Below are 20,821 nucleotides of genomic sequence, written 5' to 3'. Positions count from 1 at the left end.
CTCCCATCGGTCAGCGCGACGACGCGGCGAGCGCGTCGTCGACGAAACGGTTGGTGTAGGTCTTGCTCAGATCGATCTGGGCAGCGGCGACGCTGCGATCGAATTCGCGCAAGACCGCCAGCGGCGTTTGCAGATCCGCCGGCACGAACCGGCCGTCGCGCGAGAAGATCGCCTTGGCGCGCGCCACCGCCTTGGCGTAGGCGGCGCGATCGCCGGAAACGTAACGGTCCGGCAGCGCGGCCACGATCTGCTCGGGCGGCGTGTCCTCGATGAAGCGCAGCGCCTTGAGCTGGGCACGCGCGATGCGCTCGGCGACCTGCGGATGCTTTTGCAGGAACGCGCTCTGCGCGTACAGCACCGAGGTCGGATACAGGCCGCCGTAGACCTCGCGCGCGCCCTCGTCGCTGCGCGCGTCGATCAGGATGCGGCCGATGCCGCGCGCCTCGATCAAGGTCGCCGCCGGATCGTAGTTCACCAGCAGATCGACCTTGCCCTGCTGCAGCGCCGCCACCGCGGCCGCGCCCGAGCCGACGCCGATGATCGACACCGCGTTTTCGTCGATGCGGTGGCGCGCGAGGAAATGGCGCACGAAGAAATCCGACGACGAACCCGGCGCGGTGATGCCGATCTTGAGGCCACGGATGGTCTGCGGCTGCTTCGGATCGAAGCGCGTGTCGTTGCGCCCGGCCAACACCAGCCCGGAATTGCGCGACAACAGCACGAACGCGGAAACGTCCTTGCGCTTGGCCTGCATCTGGATGGTGTGGTCGTAGAACCCCACCGCCACGTCGGTGGAACCGGCCACCAGCGCCTGCAACACTTTCGAGCCGCCCTGGGCGAAGTTCTCGGTGCGCACGTGCACGCCGGCCTCGGCGAAATAGCCCTTGGCGTCGGCGACGAAGAACGGCAAGTTGTTGAGGTTGTAGGACCCCACGCTGATGCGCACCGGCCTGCGTTCGCCGCCGACGATGTCGCCCTGGCCGCAGCCGGAGAGCGCCGCGGCGGCCGCTACCAAGGCGGCAGCGGCGGCGGCTATGAATTTCTTGCTGAACATCGATCCCTCCCAGGATGTCGTGTGCCTCATGAAAACCGATCTGAAGGCCCGCCCCTCACTGTCGTGGTTCGGGCCGTCGATAGCTACATCCTCGCGGCCCCGGACTCGGGTACCAGCGAAGTGAACACGCGCCCTTCCAACAGGCGCCGCGCCGTGCGCACCACGCTGGCGATGGCATCGCCCGCAGCCGTGCGTTCGAGCCGCACTTCCAAGGTGCCGCTGGGATGCTCGAGCGTGATCGGCTTAGCCAGATCGCGCTCACGCAACATCGCCTGCGCCACGGTTCCTTCGGTGGCGCAAGCCGTGGCGATGCCGACCGCGCCGGTGATCGCCAATGCGCTGTGGCACCGTTGCGGCATGAAATAACGCACTTGCAACGTGCCGCCATGCATCGGCGGCGACAGCAGCACCGGCTTGGGAATCACCCGCTCGGCAGCGTCGGCGATGCCCATGCGGTGGCCGGCTTCGATCCGTATCTTCTCCAGGCGCCGCAGCAGCGCCGCATCGGCATCCAGACGCGCCGGCGCTTCGTCGCCGCGCAAGCCCAGCGCCTGGGCCGGCACCAGCACCATCGGCATGGCGCAGTCGACGCAACTCGCGTCGACGCCGTCGATGCGTTCGCTGGCGTGACCGGTGGGCAGCAGGCGGCCGGTGCGGGCGCCGGCCGCATCGAGGAAGGCGAGCGAGATCGGGCTTCCCGCGCCCGGCGCGCCGGCGATGACGGTATCGCCTCGGTACTTCACCCGGCCGCCCGGCGTCTGCACGGTCGCGACCACGACCTTGCCGGTATTGACGTTGTGGATGCGCACCTGCGTCTGCGGATGCCGCGCCTGGACCAATCCGGCCTCGATCGCGAACGGCGCCACCGCGGCGAGCATGTTGCCGCAGTTGGGCGTGGTGTCGACGACGCGCTGATCGACCCGCACCTGCGCGAACAGGTAGTCCACGTCGGCGTCGGCGCGCGACGCGCGGCCGACGATCGCGACCTTGCTCGACAGCGGATTGCCGCCGCCGATGCCGTCGATCTGCAACGGATGGCCCGATCCCATCACATCGAGCAGGAAGGCATCTCGCAAGGCCGGGTCGGCCGGCAGGTCGTCGGCCAGGAAAAACGGCCCCTTGGAGGTTCCGCCCCGCATCAGGACGCAAGGCACGCTTAGCAGGTCGCTGGACATAGGCCCCACGGATTGATACCTGTATCGGATCAATGCGATCCAGTGATGCGATGCTGGCACGCCGTGATTTATCTGAGAAATGCTATTTTTCGAAGGATTGATCCACTATGAGCATCAATTGCGAAATCCTCGACCTGCGCGCTTTCCTCACCGTCAGCGAGACCCGCAGCTTCCATCGCGCCGCCGAAGCCCTGCACATCTCGCAGCCGGCCTTGAGCCGGCGTATCCAGAAACTGGAGGAAGCGGTCGGCGCGCCGCTGCTGGAGCGCACCACGCGCAGCGTGTCGCTGACCGCGGTCGGGCAGAACCTGCTGCCGTTGGTGCGGCGCATGCTCGAAGAGTTCGACGGCTCGCTGTTCGCCGCGCGCGGCATCGACGACGGACGCGGCAGCCAGGTCACCATCGCCTGCCTGCCGACCGCGGCGTTCTATTTCCTGCCCAGCGTGATCGCGCGCTTCCACGAGGAGCATCCCAAGGTGCGGTTCCGCATCCTCGACCTGCCCGCCACCGACGGCCTGCAGGCGGTGGAACGCGGCGAAGTCGAGTTCGGCATCAACTTCATGGGCGCCTCCGACCCGGAACTGAACTTCGACGTGCTGGTCGAAGACCCGTTCGTGCTGGCCTGCCGGCGCGACCACCCGCTGGCGCGCAAGCGCAAGGTGAGCTGGAACGACCTGGCCAGCCATCGCCTGATCACGGTGCACCGCACCAGCGGCAACCGCATCCTGCTCGACGGCGCCCTCGCCCGCGAGAACCTCAAGCTCAGCTGGTTCTACGAAGTGACCCATCTGTCGACCTCGCTGGGCATGGTCGAGGCCGGCGTCGGCATCTCGGTGCTGCCGCGGATGGCGACGCCGCAGCAGGAGCACCCCATTCTGGTCACCCGCCCGCTCGAGCACCCGGTGGTCTCGCGCACCATCGGCATCGTCCGTCGGCGCAACGCTGTGTTGTCCGCGGCGGCGGAAGAGTTTCTGCAAATGCTCAAAACCACCTGGCAGGGCGTGGCGAAATGACCTCGGCGCGGCGAGGCCGAGCGCCCGCGCGCGCATTCGTCGACACGCCGTGCACAAAGTTGCAGCGACAAGTGGTGGATAATCGGGCTCACCGCCCCGCCACGCATTGCGCCGTCCGCTCCACCGCAAGCAGATCCTCGCCCGGCGCGAGGCGCGAGCCAGCATCTCCACAGGAGTTCACCGCATGAGCGACTCGTTTTCCACCCGCCGCCAGTTGTCCGTCAACGGCCGCGACTACACCTATTTCAGCCTGCCGGCCCTGGGCGAGCGCTACGACATCAGCCGCCTGCCCTACTCGATGAAGATCCTGCTGGAAAACCTGCTGCGTCACGAAGACGGCGGGATGACGGTCGGCAAGGACCACATCGAAGCGGTCGCACAATGGGACGCGAACAAGGAACCCGACCAGGAAATCGCCTTCATGCCGGCGCGCGTGGTCCTGCAGGACTTCACCGGCGTGCCCTGCGTGGTCGACCTGGCGGCGATGCGCGACGCGGTCAGCAAGCTTGGCGGCAAGCCCTCGCAGATCAACCCGCTGATCCCGTCGGAACTGGTGATCGACCACTCGGTCCAGGTCGACGTGTTCGGCAGCCCGCAGGCGCTGGACCTCAACGGCAAGATCGAGTTCGAACGCAACATGGAGCGCTACAGCTTCCTACGCTGGGGCCAGAAGTCGTTCGAGAATTTCAAGGTGGTACCGCCCAACACCGGCATCGTCCATCAGGTGAATCTGGAAAACCTGGCGCGCGTGGTGATGGGCCGTGAGGTCGACGGCGTGCTGCAGGCGTTCCCCGACACCGTGTTCGGCACCGACAGCCACACCACCATGATCAACGGCATCGGCGTGCTCGGCTGGGGCGTGGGCGGCATCGAGGCCGAAGCGGCGATGCTCGGACAGCCCTCGTCGATGCTGATCCCGCAGGTGGTCGGCTTCAAGCTCACCGGGCAGTTGCCCGAGGGCGCGACCGCGACCGACCTGGTCCTGACCGTGACCCAGATGCTGCGCAAGCACGGCGTGGTCGGCAAGTTCGTCGAGTTCTTCGGCGACGGCCTGCAGCACCTGCCGCTGGCCGACCGCGCGACCATCGCCAACATGGCGCCGGAGTACGGCGCGACCTGCGGCATCTTCCCGATCGACGCCGAAGCGGTCACCTACCTGCGCCTGTCCGGCCGCAGCGAGGAACAGATCGCGCTGGTCGAGTCCTACGCCAAGGCCCAGGGCCTGTGGCACGAACCCGGCCAGCCGCACGCGACCTACTCGGCGACGCTGGAACTCGACCTGGGCGACGTGCGCCCGTCGATGGCCGGCCCCAAGCGCCCGCAGGACCGCGTGCTGCTCGAAAACGTGCATACCAACTTCGCCGACAACCTCGGCCCGCTGATCGCCAACCGCAAGGCCAAGGTCGGTTGCGCGATCGAGGAGCTCAAGGGCGAAGGCGGCGACCAGCCGCAGGCGCAGCACCTGGCCGCCAAGCCGGTGTCGAAGATCCGGATCAAGGACCAGGATGCCGCGCTGTGCGACGGCTCGGTGGTGATCGCCGCGATCACCTCGTGCACCAACACCTCCAACCCGGCGGTGATGCTCGGCGCCGGCCTGCTCGCGCGCAACGCGGCGCGGCTGGGGCTGAAGTCCAAGCCCTGGGTCAAGACCTCGCTCGGCCCGGGCTCGCTGGTGGTCACCGATTACCTGCGCAAGGCCGGCGTGCTCGCCGACCTGGAAACGCTGGGCTTCTACGTGGTCGGCTACGGCTGCACCACCTGCATCGGCAACTCCGGCCCGCTGCCCGAAGAGGTGTCCAAGGGCATCGCCGAGAACGAACTGGTGGTGGCCTCGGTGCTGTCGGGCAACCGCAACTTCGAAGGCCGCGTGCATCCGGAAGTCAAAGCCAACTACCTCGCCTCGCCGCCGCTGGTGGTCGCTTACGCGCTCGCCGGCACGGTCAATATCGACTTGACCCAGGAACCCATCGGCAAGGGTAGCGACGGCCAGGACGTGTTCCTGCGCGACATCTGGCCTACGAACAAGGAAATCGGCGACATGATCGCCGCGACCGTCGGCCCGGAACTGTTCGCGCAGAACTACGCCGACGTGTTCAAGGGCGACACCCGCTGGAACCAGATCGCCTCGCCCGACGGCGAGTCGTTCCAGTGGGACGCGGCCTCGACCTACATCAAGAACCCGCCCTACTTCGACGGCATGACCATGGACGTGGGCAGCATCGACGACGTGCACGGCGCGAGGGTGATGGGCGTGTTCGGCGATTCGATCACCACCGACCACATCTCGCCGGCCGGCAACATCAAGAAGGATTCGCCCGCGGGCCGCTTCCTGCAGGAACGCGGCGTGCAGCCGGCCGACTTCAACAGCTACGGTTCGCGCCGCGGCAACGACGACGTGATGGTGCGCGGCACCTTCGCCAACATCCGCATCAAGAACCTGATGTTCGGCGGCGAGGAAGGCGGCAACACCCTGTATTTCGCGAAGAACGGCGGCGAAGGCGAGAAGCTGGCGATCTATGACGCGGCGATCAAGTACAAGGCCGACGGCGTGCCGCTGGTGGTGTTCGCCGGCAAGGAATACGGCACCGGCTCCTCGCGCGACTGGGCGGCCAAGGGCACCAACCTGCTCGGGGTCAAGGCGGTGATCGCCGAAAGCTTCGAGCGCATCCACCGCTCCAACCTGGTCGGCATGGGCGTGCTGCCGCTGCAGTTCAAGGACGGCGAAAACGCGCAGACCCATGGCCTGGACGGTTCGGAAACCATCGACGTGATCGGCCTGGAGGACGGCAAGTCCAAGACCGCGACCCTGGTGGCCAGGAAGGCCGACGGCAGCGAACAGAAGTTCGAGGTGAAGGTGCTGCTGTTGACGCCGAAGGAAGTCGAGTACTTCCGCCATGGCGGCATCCTGCATTACGTGCTGCGTCAGTTGGCCGCAAAAAAGGCCGCCTGATCGGCTCTGTATCGAGCGCAAGCCCTGCCGGCGGCTCTAAGCCCCTCTCCCGCTTGCGGGAGAGGGGTTGGGGTGAGGGCACGAATCCGGCAAAAACGCGTGCATGCGCCGACACCCGCATCAAAGTGCCAAGCTCATCGCGCACATCACGTATTGCACTGCAGGAGCGGCGCAAGCCGCGACCGCGAAACCGCACTTAAGGCGCAAACCCCGGCATGACGGTCTCGCCTCGCGCCGCTCCTGCAGGGAGCCGGCCGAAGCAGTTGGCGATCATGGGACATCCCTGGGGACGCCGTTGCCGCGGAGCCGATAACCGCGCCCCTCATCCGCCCTTCGGGCACGTTCTCCCGCAAGCGGGAGAAGGACGCCACGATGCGGTCGTGCCGCGGCTACAACCGCCACGCGGCCACTGCAGCTACAGCTACAACTACAGCTACAACTACAACTACAACACCGGCGTCCACCGCGCCGAGGTCAACCGCCACTGCCCGTCTTCCTCGCGCCAGCCGGTCTGCACGTCGTAGATCTGCGCCGCATCGGGAATCGTGCCGGCCGCGCCGGTCAGCGCGGCGGTGAAATTCACCGTGGCGTGGCCGGGCTTCATCTGCACCTTCAACGGCCCCAGCTTGACCCCGACATTGCGATAACGCAGGAACAGCGCCATCGCCATGCGCCGCGCGCCGAGCCGATCCAGGCCGTTGGTGCCGACGAAATCCTTGGCCAGCAAGTCCTCGAGCGCGCTCGGGTCGCGCTGCTTGATGGTCTCGTGCATCTGTTGCACGGTCGCGCGCAGGCGTTGTTCGGGCGGCGCCTGTTCGCCGCATGCGCTCAGCAACAGCGCGAGCAGCCCCATCAACCACAGCGCGCGCGGCCTGGGCCGGCGAGCGATCGAACGACCCGCCGCGTGCGTCCGCGCCGCCCCTCGCAGGCCGGCGGGCGCGAAAAACCGGGCGATTGTCTGTGCATACCCCATCGGCAACCCTCTGCGTACCGGCCCCGCGGGCCGACGTCCTGTCTTCGCACGACCGTTCGGGCCGCCGCATCGGCGCTCATCGTGACAGGTTCGCGGTGCCGCGGACAGCATCCCCGGCCGCACGCGCGACACCGCCTTGCCAGCCAGTAGAGCCTATGCTCCAATCGAGCGAACACCGTACGGCGGCGCACACAGCAAGCCGGCGGCCAGTATCGGCGAAGCGATTTAAAGAGGGGATCGCGATGAGTTTGGAACGTCCGTGGCTTGCCCAATATCCGCAAGGCGTGCCCGCGCAGATCGACGTGGAGGAATTTCCGTCGGTGGTGTCGGTGCTGGAAAACGCGATCGAAAAGTACCGCGACCGCCCCGCTTTCTCCAATTTCGGCAAGGTCCTGACCTACGGCGACATCGACCGGCTCAGCGCGCAATTCGCCGCTTACCTGCTCGGCGAGCTCAAGCTCAAGAAGGGCGATCGCGTCGCGATCATGATGCCCAACTGCCTGCAGTACCCGATCGCGACCTTCGGCGTGCTGCGCGCCGGCCTGACCGTGGTCAACACCAATCCGATGTACACCCCGCGCGAGCTCAAGCACCAGTTGGTGGACTCGGGCGCGTCGGTGATCTTCGTGCTCGACAACTTCGGCGACACCGTGCAGAGCGTGGTCGCCGATACCCCGGTCAAGCAGGTCATCACCACCGGACTGGGCGACATGATCGGCGGGCTCAAGGGCCCGATCATGAACTTCGTGCTCAAGTACGTGAAAAAGATGGTGCCGGACTACGACATCCCCGGTGCCGTGCGGTTTCGCGACACGCTCACCCTCGGGCAGATGCACAAGCTGCCGCAGGTCGAGATTTCGCATGAAGACATCGCGTTCCTGCAGTACACCGGCGGCACCACCGGTGTCGCCAAGGGCGCGATGCTGACGCACCGCAACCTGGTGGCGAACATGCAGCAGGCCGCGGCCTGGGTCGGCGGCAACGCCAAGCTCGGCCAGGAAATCATCATCACCGCGTTGCCGCTGTACCACATCTTCGCGTTGACGGCGAACGGACTGGTGTTCATGAAGTTCGGCGGCCTCAACCACATGATCACCAACCCGCGCGACATGCCCGCGTTCGTGAAGGAACTCAAGAACACCCCGTTCACCGCGATCACCGGCGTCAACACCCTGTTCAACGGCCTGCTCAACACGCCCGGTTTCGACGAGGTCGATTTCTCCAAGCTGCACCTGACCCTCGGCGGCGGCATGGCCGTGCAGCGTTCGGTCGCCGACCGCTGGAAGGAAGTCACCGGCGTGACCCTGATCGAGGCCTACGGCCTGACCGAGACCTCGCCGGCGGCCTGCATCAACCCGATGGACCTGCCCGCCTACAACGGCGCGATCGGCCTGCCGATCTCCTCGACCGACGCCTGCGTGCAGGACGAGAACTTCAACATCCTCGGCGTGGGCGAAGTCGGCGAGCTGTGCATCAAGGGCCCGCAGGTGATGAAGGGCTATTGGCAGCGGCCGAAGGAAACCGACGACGTCATCGACAAGGACGGCTGGCTGCACACCGGCGACATGGCCCGGATGGACGAGAAGGGCTACTTCTATATCGTCGACCGCAAGAAGGACATGATCCTGGTCTCGGGCTTCAACGTGTACCCCAACGAGATCGAGGACGTGATCGCGATGATGCCCGGCGTGCTCGAGGTCGCCGCGGTCGGCGTGCCCGACGAGAAGTCCGGCGAAGCGGTCAAGGTGGTCATCGTCAAGAAGGATGAGGCGTTGACCGCCGAGGAGGTCAAGGCGCATGCGCGCCTCAACCTGACCGGCTACAAGCATCCCAAGTACGTGGAATTCCGCAAGGAACTGCCCAAGACCAACGTTGGCAAGATCCTGCGCCGGGAGCTGCGCGACGCGGCCAAGTAATCGCCGCGAGGCCGCGATCGGTTCGCGATGAACAGGCGGCACGCGCGGCTCGATGCCCGCCCCGATGTGCAGTCGCAATAATCGGGCGTGAGCCGGTGTTAGCGAAAAAGGTCCCGAAAGGGGCCTTTTTTGTGTAAGAACGATCGCCTCCATTAGCGTCAAAACGTAGTCTGAACGTTCTTCAGGTGAGGTGTAGCATCGCGACGTGGGTCCACCGCCCGCCCTCAACCTCCCAGGAGTCCGCCATGTCCATTCTTACTCGCGTGCCGATCGAGTCCGCTTCTTCGCTGCTGCGCCACGTCGCCGATCCGACCGGCAACGCCGACTGGTGCTACATGCACGCGCAGGCCGCCGAGCGGTCCGCAAACGGTTTCGGCTACCACCCGTGCTTTTCCGAATCGCTGCTGCACGAGATGAAATGGATGCAGGAACGCATCCGCCGCAGCCTCGCCGCCGACACCGCGCCGCGCGCCGGCATCCACCACTTCGTGCTCGCCTCCGACTCGGACGTGTTCAACCTCGGCGGCGACCTGTCGCTGTTCTCGCGCCTGATCCGCAACGGCGACCGCCAGCACCTGCTCGACTACGCGCGGCTGTGCATCGAGGTCGCCTTCAACCTGCATCGCCTGCACGAAGATCGCGTCCACAGCGTCGCGGTGATCCAGGGCGACGCACTCGGCGGCGGCTTCGAGGCCGCGCTGTGCTGCCACACGATCATCGCCGAGGCCGGCACCGGCATGGGCTTTCCGGAAGTGTTGTTCGACCTGTTCCCCGGCATGGGCGCCTACACCTTCCTGACCCGCCGCATCGCCCCGGCCCAGGCCGAGCGCATGATGCTCAACGCCCGCGTCTACCCGGTCGAGGAACTGCTGCGCATGGGCGTGATCGATCAGGTGGTGCCGCGCGGCGACGGACTGCAGGCCGCGGCCGACCTGATCAAGCGCCACCAGCGCATGAGCAACGCCCTGCGCGCGATGAACGCGGTGCGCGAGGCCTGCCGTCCGGTGAGCCTGGAAGAACTGCTGTCGGTGACCACGCAGTGGGTCGATGCGGCCATGCGCCTCAACGACCGCGGGCTCAAGACCATGGAACGCCTGGTGCGCGCGCAGCAGCGCCGGGCCGGATCGAACGAGCGGGCGCTGGCGCTCGCATAAGCTCGGCGCTCAGTCTTACGGGGGGGAGCCTGCCACGCTGGATGCGTGGCAGGATGCAATCACGAAACGTCGGGAACGTCCTTGCCGCGTCGATCGCGGCTCAAGCGGGCGACTTCCTGCCGGCTGATGTCGGCCACCGCCGCCAATTGCGCGGACAGGTCGACGATCAATTTGGCCTGCTCGCGCGCCAGCACTTCGTCGTTCGCGCGCATGATCTGCGAACAGCGCTCGGCGATCGAGTGCGCGCCCAGGTTCTCGGCCACGCCCTTGTAGGCATGGGCGATTTCGCGGAACTCGTCCCAGTCGCCCTTGGGCCCGACGCTCGCCAGTTCGAACTGGCACACGTAGGCGTCCTTGAGGCACTGCTCGACGAAGTCGCGCAGGAACTGCTCGCCCAGGCCCATCTCGGCCAGTTCCGTGAGCACCGCCGGATTGGTCATCGGCCGGGTCACGTCGCTAATCGCGCGCACCGTCGGCATGCGCTGGGTGTCGACCACCTCGGCGATGGTTTCCAGCAGCCGCCCGACCACGATCGGCTTGGTCAGAAACGCCATCGCGCCGGCTTCGCTGGCGGCTTCCGACGCCTGCAGGGTCGCATCGGCGCTGAGCACGATGGTCGGGGTGCCGCGCGTGCTGCCGGCCTGCATGAAACGCAGCTGCCGGATCACGTCCAGGCCGCTGAGCCCGGGCATGTGCATGTCCAGCACGGCCAGGTCGAACTGGCCCAGTTCGAGTTGATCCAGCGCCTGCTCGCCGTCGTTGACCGCGACCACGCGGTGCCCGGCGCGCTCGAGGATGCGGGTCAGCACGACCCGGTTGGCCGACTGGTCGTCGGCGATCAGTACCTTGAGGTTGCGCACCCGGGTCTTGTGGCGCACGAACGGGTCTTCGAACGAGACCACCTTGCCGTCGCCCTGGACCACGGCGGCCGCGTGGTCCGGCGTGGCCTGCTCCAGCCGCAGCGGCAGCTCGATCCAGAAATGGCTGCCGCCGCCGGGGTTGGCTTCCAGCGCGATCTGGCCGCCGAGCAGCAAGGTCAGGGTCTTGGCGATCGTGGTGCCAAGGCCGGTGCCGCCGAAACGACGGGTCGGGCCGTTGTCGAGCTGCTCGAACGCCTGGAAGATCCGGTCGACGTCCTCGCTGGGCACGCCGATGCCGGTGTCGCGCACCGAGAAACGCAGGCGCACCTCGCGGCCGCCGTCGGCGGTCGCGGTCGGCCCGCCCGCGGCCAGGCGGGTGATCAGCGACACCCCGCCCTTCTCGGTGAACTTGATCGCGTTGTGCAGCAGGTTCAACAGCACCTGGGTCAGCAGCGCGCCGTCGCCGTTGAGGCGCACCGGCACGTCGTGTTCGATGTCGACCTTGAGGGTGAGCCCCTTCGCCGCGGCCAGCGGCTGCAGCATGGTCTGCAGCCGCTTCATCACGTCTTGCAGGTTGAAATCGACGTCGCGGCGCTGCAGCTTGCCGGCCTCGATCGCGGAGATGTCGAGCACGTCGTTGACCAGCAACAGCAGCGACTGCGCCGAGGCGTGGATGACGTCGGCGTACTCGCGCTGCTCAGGCCCCAGCCGGGTGCCGTGCATCAGCTCGGCCATGCCGATGATGCCGTTGAGCGGCGTGCGCAGCTCGTGGCTCATGTTGGCCAGGAACCGGCTCTTGGCCTCGTTGGCGCGGCGCGCGTCGGCGGTGGCCTTGTGCAGGTTGCGCATCAGCGAAGACAGATACGCCGGGATCGCGACCAAGCCCAGCCACAATCCCACCGACAGATACGGCTGCTCGCGCCAGTACTCGTTGCCCAGCACCACCGCCATGAACGAGATCCCGGCCAGGGTCGCGGCGGTGAACAGGTAGCGGGTGCCGAAGCGCAGGCCGTTGCCGATGGTGACCCACAGGATGATCACGTACAGCGGCGCCAGCGACGGCGCGTCCAGCGACATCAGCATCGCCAGGGTCGAATAGTCGGCGAGCATGCCGATCCAGCGCCGCAGGTGCGACACCCCGGGCCGGCGCAGGATCGCCGCCAGCAGGCCCAGGCCGACCAGCGATTCGGCCGACATCACCCACAGCATGGTCTGGGTCGAGCGGCTGTCGCGGTCGAAGGCCTGCAGGCCGAACAGGTAGGCGACGATCAGGCAGGCGATGATGAGCCGGACCAACGCCTGCCCGTGCTCGCTGTCCGGGCGATTCGAAAGGCGCTCCTTGAACAAGCGCAAGATGGCATCCATCGGCTACTCCAAGCCGGGGCGGGTAGAACTCGTCGAATAGCGTTGGCAGATTTCGTCGAGTCGGGCGCGGCTGCGAATCAGCGCGTCCACGCATCGCGGGTCGAACAAGCGCCCGCGTTGGGCGTACATATACCCCAAGGCGGCGTCCACGTCCCAGGCTTTCTTGTACGGACGCGGCGAAATGAGAGCGTCGAACACATCCGCGACCGCCACGATCCGCGCTTCCAGCGGAATTTCGTCCCCGACCAGCCCGTCCGGGTAGCCGCTGCCGTCGTAGCGCTCGTGGTGGCGCAGGGCGATCAGGGCGCCGGCCTGGATGAAACGGTTCTGGCTGCCGCTGAGCAGTTCGTAGCCGATCTTGGGGTGGCGGCGCATGATCGCCGTCTCCTCCTCGGTCAGCGGGCCGGGCTTCATCAGCACCGCGTCGGGGATGGCGATCTTGCCGATGTCGTGCAGCGGCGCGGCCATCTCGATCACCCGGATCTCGTCCTCGAACATGCCCAGCTGCTCGGCGATCAGCCCGGCGATGTGGGCCATGCGCTCCAGGTAGGCGCTGGTGCCGGCGTCGCGGAACTCGATCGCGCGGGCCAGCCTTGAGAGGGTCTCGCGTTCGCGCTCCTCGACCTCGTGCATGCTCGACAGCAGCCGCTGCTCCAGCGACAGCGCGCGTTGCTTGACGTTCTCGGACTGCTGGCGCAGCTGCAGCAGGTTGCGGCAACGCGCGCGCAGTTCGCGCGGGCGCACCGGCTTGACCAGGAAATCGATCACCCCGGCTTCGAGCGCGGCCTGACGGACCGGTTCGTCGCCGACCACGGTGACCAGGATGATCGGAATGTCGCGGTGCATCGGCAGGCGGCGGAAACGCCGAGCGAACTCGAGCCCGTCGATGCCGGGCATGCGGTAGTCGAGCAGCAGCAGGTCGGGCTGATGGCTCTCGCACCAGGCCAGCGCGGCTTCGGGCTCGCCGAAATCATGCACCGACAGCTCGGACGCGATGTCCTCGATGATGTGGCGCAGCATCGTCCGCGCGGATGTCTGGTCATCGACGATAACGACGTTCACACCGATACCCGTAGTGAGGCCACCCCCTATGGCGACCGGCCTGCGAGCATACTCCGCCGCAATGCCTGTGACAGCCGCCGAAAGTCCCGATCGGTCATGCCTGAGTCGGGATACGTATGAGCCACGCGCGCCATTGCGCGCAGCTCGTCACGGTTTACACGTAAACGTAGAACGAAAACGGCCAGCGCTGGCTGGCCGGTGTACAGGTTAACCCGCGTTGACAGGCGCCGCCCTGGCGTCGGCGCGGCCCAGACATTCGGGCCGCATCGCCCGGCTCAGGCTTGAACTCAGGCTTGAACTCAGGCTTCCGGGCGCATGTACGGGAACAGCAGCACGTCGCGGATCGAGGACGAGCCGGTCAGCATCATCACCACCCGGTCGATGCCGATGCCCAGGCCGCCGGTGGGCGGCAAGCCGACTTCCAGCGCGCGGATGTAATCGGCGTCGAAATGCATCGCCTCGTCGTCGCCGCCGTCCTTCTGCTCGACCTGAGCCAGGAACCGCGCGGCCTGGTCTTCGGGATCGTTGAGCTCGGAGAAGCCGTTCGCCAGCTCCTTGCCGCCGACGAACAGCTCGAAGCGGTCGGTCAGCTCCGGATCGGCATCGTTGGCACGCGCCAGCGGGCTCACCTCGACCGGATGGTCGGTGATGAAGGTCGGCTGGATCAGCGTGTGTTCGACCGTCTTCTCGAAGATTTCCAGCAGCAGCTTGCCCCAGCCGTAGGACGGCTTGACCGCGACCTTCAGGCGCGCGCCGTGGGCGCGCATGGCCTCGAGGTTGCGCAGGTCCTCGCGCTTGATCTCCGGGTTGTGTTCGAGCACCGCCTCGGTCATCGACCAGCGGCGGAAGCTCGGCCCCAGGTCGATCGCGTTGCCGTCCCACTCGACCTGGGTCTTGCCGAGCACTTCCTGCGCGGCGTGGCGGATCACCGACTCGGTCAAGTCCATGATCTCGGTGTAGGTGGCGTAGGCCTCGTACAGTTCGAGCATGGTGAATTCGGGGTTGTGCCGGGTCGACACGCCCTCGTTGCGGAAGTTGCGGTTGATCTCGTAGACGCGTTCCAGCCCGCCGACCACCAGGCGCTTGAGGTACAGCTCCGGCGCGACCCGCAGGTACAACTGCAGATCCAGCGCGTTGTGGTGGGTGACGAAGGGCTTGGCCGCGGCGCCGCCGGGGATGTAATGCATCATCGGCGTTTCCACTTCCAGGAAGCGCCGGGTGTCGAGCCAGGCGCGCATCGCGCGGATGATCTTGGAGCGCTTGACGAACACGTCGCGCGCGTCGGGCGAGACGATCAGGTCGACGTAGCGCTGGCGATAGCGCTGTTCGACGTCGGCCAGGCCATGGAACTTGTCCGGCAGCGGACGCAGCGACTTGGTCAGCAGGCGCAGCGAATCGGCCTTGACCGACAGCTCGCCGGTCTTGGTGCGGGTGACCGTGCCTTCGGCGGCGACGATGTCGCCCACGTCCCAGCCCTTGAACTTGTCGTAGACCTCGCCCAGCGCGTTGGACTGCAGGAACAGCTGGATGCGGCCGGACTCGTCCTGGATCTGCACGAAGCTGGCCTTGCCCATCACCCGCTTGAGCAGGATGCGCCCGGCGACCGCGACCCGGCGGGCCTCGGCGTCCAGCGATTCCTGGTTCCAGTGCTCGGCGTCGGCGTACTGCGCCTGCAGGTCGCCGGTGTAGTCGCCGCGGCGGAAATCGTTCGGGAACGCGATGCCTTCCCCGCGCAAGGCCTTGAGTTTGGCGCGACGCTCCGCGATCAGATGGTTCTCGTCGATGGGCGGGAGGTTGTCGTCGGTCATGGTCTTGGGGTCTGGCCGGGGCTTGAGAAAGCGTGAGGAAGGAAGATTACTGAAGTCGCACGATGCGCGCTTGCGCGGGTGGGCGACGGTGGTGCGGAAACTGGGACGAATGCGGTGGTTGGCGTCGGGCGATTGCAGCGATGGGTCGGCTCGGATGGCGCGGGTTGTTCGGAGGCTTTGCCCGCCAAGCCGGTTCATGCCAGTACGGTCGTGATGAGAGCCGCCGGCTGGCGCGGTCTGGCTGGTTGGCGCGGTCCGCTTGGTTGGCGCTCGCTCCCGTCGGCCGCCGCTTTGTTACGGGCTGGGTTGTCGGGTTGATCGGCCCTTCGAACACTTCGCATCCCGCCTACCCGTCATCCCCGCGAAGGCGGGGATCCAGGGCTTCACCGCGACAGGACTCTGAAGTCTCTGGATCCCCGCCTTCGCGGGGATGACGACTTGAGAGGACGCGGCGAACCGGTGGGTGCAGAGCCGTGCCGCCGAACCGTTCGAGCCGCGAGCGATGCGGCGAATCGCTCAATGCCCAAATCGGTTCCTGCTGCGAGCCCGGCGTGCTGGGAGCCGGACGTGCCGCGAGCCCGGCGTGCTGTGAACCCATGTGCCGTGAACCCGATGTGCCCTCAACCCGATGTACTGCGAACCCGATCAGAGCCGGCGGGAATCACCCCATCGCGGACACGGCGCCGAACACGCCGCGACCGCCCCAGCACCCGAAACGACGCGGCCTACACCGCGTCGGTGCGTTTCGACCCCACCTGCAGGCCCGATTTGAGGCTGGCCTCGACGAATTCGTCCAGGTCGCCGTCGAGCACCTTCTGGGTGTCGCTGCGCTCGATGCCGGTGCGCAGGTCCTTGATCCGGCTCTGGTCGAGCACGTAATTGCGGATCTGGCTGCCCCAGCCGATGTCGGACTTGGTCGCCTCGACCGCGTCGCGCTCGGCGTTGCGCTTCTGGATTTCCAGTTCGTACAACTTCGCCGCGAGCATCTTCATCGCGCGGTCGCGGTTGGCGTGCTGGCTGCGCTCGGTCTGGCAGGCCACCACGATGCCGCTGGGCACGTGGGTGATGCGCACCGCCGATTCGGTCTTGTTGACGTGCTGGCCGCCGGCGCCCGAGGAGCGGTAGACGTCGGTCTTCAGATCGGCCGGATTGATGTCGATGACGATCTTGTCGTCGACTTCCGGTGACACGAACACCGAGGTGAAACTGGTGTGGCGGCGGTTGTCGGAGTCGAACGGCGACTTGCGCACCAGGCGATGCACGCCGGTCTCGGTCTTGAGCCACCCGTAAGCGAAATCGCCTTCGACCCGGAACGTCGCCGACTTGATGCCGGCCACGTCGCCGCCGCTGACTTCCATCAGCTCGGCCTTCCAGCCGCGCGATTCGGCCCAGCGCAGGTACATGCGCAGCAGGATTTCCGCCCAGTCCTGGGCCTCGGTGCCGCCGGCGCCGGCCTGGATGTCGACGAAGGCCGAAGCGCCATCCATCTGGCCGGAAAACATCCGGCGGAATTCGAGTTTCTCGACTTCCTTGGCGTAGCGTTCGACGTCCTCGACCACGGCCAGCGCGGTGGACTCGTCGTCCTCCATCTCGGCCAGTTCGAGCAGCTCCAGGCCGCCCAGCAGGCCGTCGGTGAGGGTGCGGATGCCGTTGACGACCTTTTCCAGCGCGGCGCGCTCGCGGCCCAGGCCCTGGGCGCGCTCAGAATCGTTCCACACGTCCGGGCTTTCCAGCTCGCGGTTTACTTCTTCGAGACGTTCGACCTTGGCGTCGTAGTCAAAGATACCCCCTGAGCGAATCCAGCCGGCCCTTGAGGTCGGCGATGCGCTGGCGGACGGGATTGAGTTCGATCATGTCCGGTGCTTGCTATGCGGAAGAACCGGTGATTCTAGCAGCCGCGGCCGGCGCGCGTAGCCGCCCCTGCCCCACATGGCCTACCTGTAAGGAGCGGCGCAAGCCGCGACCGCGTCACCGCAAACCCCGGCGCTGGCCTGGGCCTGCCGTGACGGTCAACCACCGTGCCCACCCTGCGCGGGCCTGTGGAATTCGCGGTCGCGGCTCGCGCCGCTCCTACAGGGGCCGCCGCGGCGTCGTTTCAGGTTGCAGGAGCGCCGCAAGTCGCGACCGCGACCTCTCGGCCACGACGCAGGCGCGGTGAGGCGGTCGCGGCTCGCGCCGCTCCTACAGGGAGCGGCCGCAGCTTCGTTTCAGGTTGCAGGAGCGCCGCAAGTCGCGACCGCGACCTCTCGGCCACGACGCAAGCGCGATGGCGCGGTCGCGGCTCACGCCGCTCCTGCAGGGGGCTATCGAACCGGCGCGGTCACTTGACCTCGAACTCGCCCACCAGCACCACGTCCTTCTGGTCCTTGAGCCGCAGGGTCACGCGCTGGTCGTTCTGCCGCTGGCCGCCGAAGCCGGTGCTCAGCCACAGGCTCAGCGTGGTCGCGCCGGTCACCAGTTGCTGGCGGTCGCCGTAGAAATTGGCCTCGACCTTGTACTTGCCGGGCTTGGCCTTGCGCAGCGAGAACTCCTCGGGACCGTAGCCGCCGGTGAAATCGTTGGTGATGCGCCCGCCCTGGTAGGTCAGCTTGTGGCTGTAGAAGCACTTTTCGCCGTTGGGGTCGGTCACCCACAGGTCCATGTCGGAATTGTCGCTGTCCCAGCTCAGTACCACGCGCAGGTCCAGCGGCAGGTTGCGGCTCAGGCGCGGATCGATGCGACGCGTGTCGACCTGGCCCGGGTGCGCGGCGGCGATGGCGTTGAGCTCGGCCAGGGCGATTTCCTCGATCCCCGGGAAGCGCTGGTCCCAGTCGCGCAAGGCCACTTCGTACAGGCTGTCGACCGCCTGCTGGTATTGGCCGTTCGCGGCGTAGGCCAGGCCCAGATCGCGGAAACTCTGCGGCTCTTCCTCGGCCAGGCGCAGCACCTGCTGCAACACCGGCACCGCCAGCGCGGGCTGGCCGGCCTGCATCAGCCGATAGCCGAGCACGCGCAGGATGTGGCGGTTCTCCAGGTCCATCTCGGCCAGGTTCGACAGCACCCGCAAGGCCAGATCGCGCTCGCCCTTTTCGCTCAGAACATCGGCGACGTCGAGGTAGAACGCGGTGCTGCCGGCATTGGAATCGCGTTCGTCCAGGTAGATGGCATAGACCTGGTCGCCGCTGGCCTGACGCAGGCGGCGCGCGTACGGCGAATCGGGTTGCCACGGTTGCAGGTTGATGCTGGCGCGGGTGCTGGAGCCCGCGCCACCCTCCGCCTCGATCTCGGCGAGGTCCTCATCGCTGATCCGCGAGCCGGTAACGGTGACGAGTTCCAGCGATCCCGCTGCCGCATCCGCCGCGATCGGCGCGGCCTCGGCCTCGGCCATAGGCGCCGGAGGCGACGCCAACGCCATCGGCAAAGGCGGCTGCGGAGGCGGAGGCGGCGGCGCTATCCCCATCACCGGGGCGCCCGCGCGCCGCGAGCTTTCCTCGCGTGCCTGCCGGGCGCGGCTGAGCTTGAGATCGTCGGCCGGCGTGGGCGGTGCGTTCTTCGGCCAGTCGCGCTGCCACCAGTCCAGGCGCTGCTTGTACATCTCGGCCACCCGGTCCAGGTTGGCCTTGCGCGCGCCATCGAGTTCGGCGGCCTGCTCGGCCTTGAGACGATTGAATTCGTCGAGCCGGTCCGGCGGGGCGATGTCGTAGCGCACGTAGTCGGCGATATCGTCGAGCACGATCAGCGAAGTCTCCGCAGTGACGATGCCGAAGCGTTGGCCCAGGCGCGCGATCGCGGCGCGGTTGAGGTCGGGATCGGCCTGCAGCGCGGCGATCGAATAACGCGCCCACAGCCCGGCCGGAAAGCCGCTCGCATCGCTGCCGGCATCGACCGCCACGGTCTGTTCACGCTCGCCGCGGCCATCGCGCACACGCAGGGTCAGCTGCGCCTTCGCATCGGTCAGCCGGCCGGCGATCCGCAGCAACCCGCCATCGGCGAACGGCGAATCGGCGACCACCTCGCTCGCGCCCAGCGCGCTCACGCCGAGCAATTGCGGCCCTTCGTTGAGCAAGGCATCGGCGGCGCGATCGAGTTCGCCGGCGCGCTGCCAGCTGATCAGCCGGCCGCCATTGGCTTGCGCCAATGCGCTCAGACGCGCGCCATCGGCGGCCGCGCCGGCCGAGTTCAGCGCGAACAGACGCTGCCGCGGCAACAGTTGCGGGAAATGCCGCGTGCCGTAATTGAACAGGCCGTCGCTGACCACGAGGTACTCCTCGATCCCGGCCTGCGGCTGCCAGCCGCCCGGATCGGTCGCGCCGTCGTACACCGTGCTGTCCAACTCGCGACGCAGCGCCGACCAATCGCCGCCGCTGACCGCGAAACTGCGCGCCGGCTCGGCGCGATCGCGCAGACGGATCAGGCTGACCTGCACGTTGCCGGCGGCGCGGAAGTAACGATCGAGCAAGGCCAGCTCGCTCGCGTTGTCGCGCTTGCGGCCCGACGCCGAACTGTCCCACAGCAGCCCGATCGATTGGGGCAACACGCGCGTCTGACGGGCGCCTTCCACCGGAATCTCCGCGAGGAAATAGCGCTCGCCGGCGAAATCCTGGGTGTAGGCACGCGCCGTGGCCGAGGCCGGGATGCTCAGGCTCAAGGCGTTGCCGACCGGCGGCTGGTTCAAGCTGACCGTGTAGCGGCCGCCGCGCGAACCGATCTGCACGCCGCTGGCCAGGCCGTCGACCCTGGGTTTCTGCGCGGCGCGGATCGCCAGATCGAAATGCCGCGCCTGCGCCGCGAACGCCAGCGGCAACTCGTATTTCCATTCGCCGTCGTGACGGCTCAGCGACTCGCTCAGTTCCAGTCGCACCCGGCGCGTGCCCTGGGCGGGGATCGGATAGATCCGCAGCTTGAACTGATTGCCGGCGGTCTGTTCGAGCAGCGCCGGATCGGCGCCGCGCCGTTCGATGGTCTCGAACACCTGCCGGCCCTTGGCCTTGGGCACCGGCACCGCGGGACGCAACGCGCCGTCGATGTCGAGCGCGAATCCGGCGACCTGCTGGCCGTCGCGCAGCGGGAATTGCAGTTCGCCTTCGAGCACGCGCGCATTGGGGTTGCGGAACACCAGCTCGATCGAAGTGCGGGCCAGGCCGCCGGCGACTTCGCCGTCGACCCGGGCCGATTCGAGTTCGATGGGTTTTTCGGCGTCGCGCACGACCAGCAAGGGCGGCAGGCGCGGCGCGGTGACTGGACCGTGGATGGGGCGATGGACCTGGGCCTGCGCGAGCGCGACCAGACCGAGCGGCAGGCTGAGCAGCACGCCGGCGAATACGGCGAACGGGAACGGTGATTTCACCGGGGACCTCTTCCTTGTGAGTGCGGGCTGAGACTCTCAACGCGCCGGGGCGCGAAAAGGGTTGCGCGGGCTTCCTTGCGCGAACGGAACGGGGCGCAGCGGCAATGCGCAGATACGGCGGCACGAGCCGCGAACCGGCGCTCGACTACCGCGAAGTCCTCGTGG

12 protein-coding genes are annotated in these 20,821 nt (G+C 67.2%); 4 read left to right on the top strand and 8 right to left on the bottom strand.

What is annotated here, in order from left to right; translation table 11 throughout:
- Nucleotides 1–10: 10 nt before the first annotated feature.
- Nucleotides 11–1,054, bottom strand: coding sequence for an ABC transporter substrate-binding protein (locus KME82_RS12015; RefSeq protein WP_215498709.1), 1,044 nt, complete (start codon nucleotides 1,052–1,054; stop codon nucleotides 11–13).
- Between the two features lie 83 nt (nucleotides 1,055–1,137).
- Nucleotides 1,138–2,229, bottom strand: a complete 1,092-nt coding sequence (locus KME82_RS12010; RefSeq protein WP_215498708.1) for a 4-oxalomesaconate tautomerase — start codon at nucleotides 2,227–2,229, stop codon at nucleotides 1,138–1,140.
- Between the two features lie 107 nt (nucleotides 2,230–2,336).
- Between KME82_RS12010 and KME82_RS12005 the strand changes: the two genes are divergently transcribed.
- Nucleotides 2,337–3,242, top strand: a complete 906-nt coding sequence (locus KME82_RS12005) for a LysR family transcriptional regulator (protein ID WP_036102937.1) — start codon at nucleotides 2,337–2,339, stop codon at nucleotides 3,240–3,242.
- Nucleotides 3,243–3,426: 184 nt separating this feature from the next.
- Nucleotides 3,427–6,192, top strand: a complete 2,766-nt coding sequence (gene acnA / locus KME82_RS12000) for an aconitate hydratase AcnA (protein WP_215498707.1) — start codon at nucleotides 3,427–3,429, stop codon at nucleotides 6,190–6,192.
- Nucleotides 6,193–6,637: 445 nt separating this feature from the next.
- Here acnA and KME82_RS11995 read toward each other — a convergent pair whose 3' ends face one another.
- Nucleotides 6,638–7,045 (bottom strand): nuclear transport factor 2 family protein, encoded by a 408-nt coding sequence (locus tag KME82_RS11995; protein ID WP_215498706.1) that lies wholly within the window; start codon nucleotides 7,043–7,045, stop codon nucleotides 6,638–6,640.
- 362 nt (nucleotides 7,046–7,407) lie between these two features.
- Here KME82_RS11995 and KME82_RS11990 point away from each other — a divergent pair, with 362 nt between their 5' ends.
- Complete coding sequence (locus KME82_RS11990) at nucleotides 7,408–9,081, top strand: long-chain fatty acid--CoA ligase (RefSeq protein ID WP_215498705.1); 1,674 nt, start codon at nucleotides 7,408–7,410, stop codon at nucleotides 9,079–9,081.
- A 245-nt stretch (nucleotides 9,082–9,326) separates the two neighbouring features.
- On the top strand, nucleotides 9,327–10,235 hold the full coding sequence (locus tag KME82_RS11985) for a crotonase/enoyl-CoA hydratase family protein (protein WP_215498704.1): 909 nt from the start codon (nucleotides 9,327–9,329) through the stop codon (nucleotides 10,233–10,235).
- Nucleotides 10,236–10,294: 59 nt separating this feature from the next.
- On the opposite strand, the gene KME82_RS11980 is transcribed toward KME82_RS11985, so the two are convergent.
- The 5 genes from KME82_RS11980 to KME82_RS11960 form a co-directional block, all read right to left on the bottom strand.
- Nucleotides 10,295–12,460 (bottom strand): ATP-binding protein, encoded by a 2,166-nt coding sequence (locus KME82_RS11980; protein ID WP_215498703.1) that lies wholly within the window; start codon nucleotides 12,458–12,460, stop codon nucleotides 10,295–10,297.
- A 3-nt stretch (nucleotides 12,461–12,463) separates the two neighbouring features.
- Entirely contained in the window at nucleotides 12,464–13,552 is a 1,089-nt protein-coding gene (locus tag KME82_RS11975) for a response regulator (protein ID WP_046656519.1), read from the bottom strand.
- A 269-nt stretch (nucleotides 13,553–13,821) separates the two neighbouring features.
- Nucleotides 13,822–15,330 (bottom strand): lysine--tRNA ligase, encoded by a 1,509-nt coding sequence (gene lysS / locus KME82_RS11970; protein WP_215498702.1) that lies wholly within the window; start codon nucleotides 15,328–15,330, stop codon nucleotides 13,822–13,824.
- A 725-nt stretch (nucleotides 15,331–16,055) separates the two neighbouring features.
- A protein-coding gene (prfB, locus tag KME82_RS11965) for a peptide chain release factor 2 (protein ID WP_215498701.1) occupies nucleotides 16,056–17,184 on the bottom strand; the annotation gives its coding sequence in 2 pieces (ribosomal slippage) (nucleotides 16,056–17,108 and nucleotides 17,110–17,184; 1,128 coding nt in all).
- A gap of 466 nt (nucleotides 17,185–17,650) precedes the next feature.
- Nucleotides 17,651–20,656 carry a VIT domain-containing protein gene (locus tag KME82_RS11960; protein WP_252255715.1) on the bottom strand — a complete coding sequence of 1,002 codons (3,006 nt, stop codon included), beginning with the start codon at nucleotides 20,654–20,656 and terminating at the stop codon, nucleotides 17,651–17,653.
- Between the last annotated feature and the right edge of the window lie 165 nt (nucleotides 20,657–20,821).

Origin of the sequence: Lysobacter capsici (assembly GCF_018732085.1) — a bacterium.
Classification (GTDB): domain Bacteria; phylum Pseudomonadota; class Gammaproteobacteria; order Xanthomonadales; family Xanthomonadaceae; genus Lysobacter; species Lysobacter capsici_A.
The sequence above is the reverse complement of the archived record's forward strand: the minus strand, read 5'-3'. Positions and strand labels throughout refer to the sequence as shown.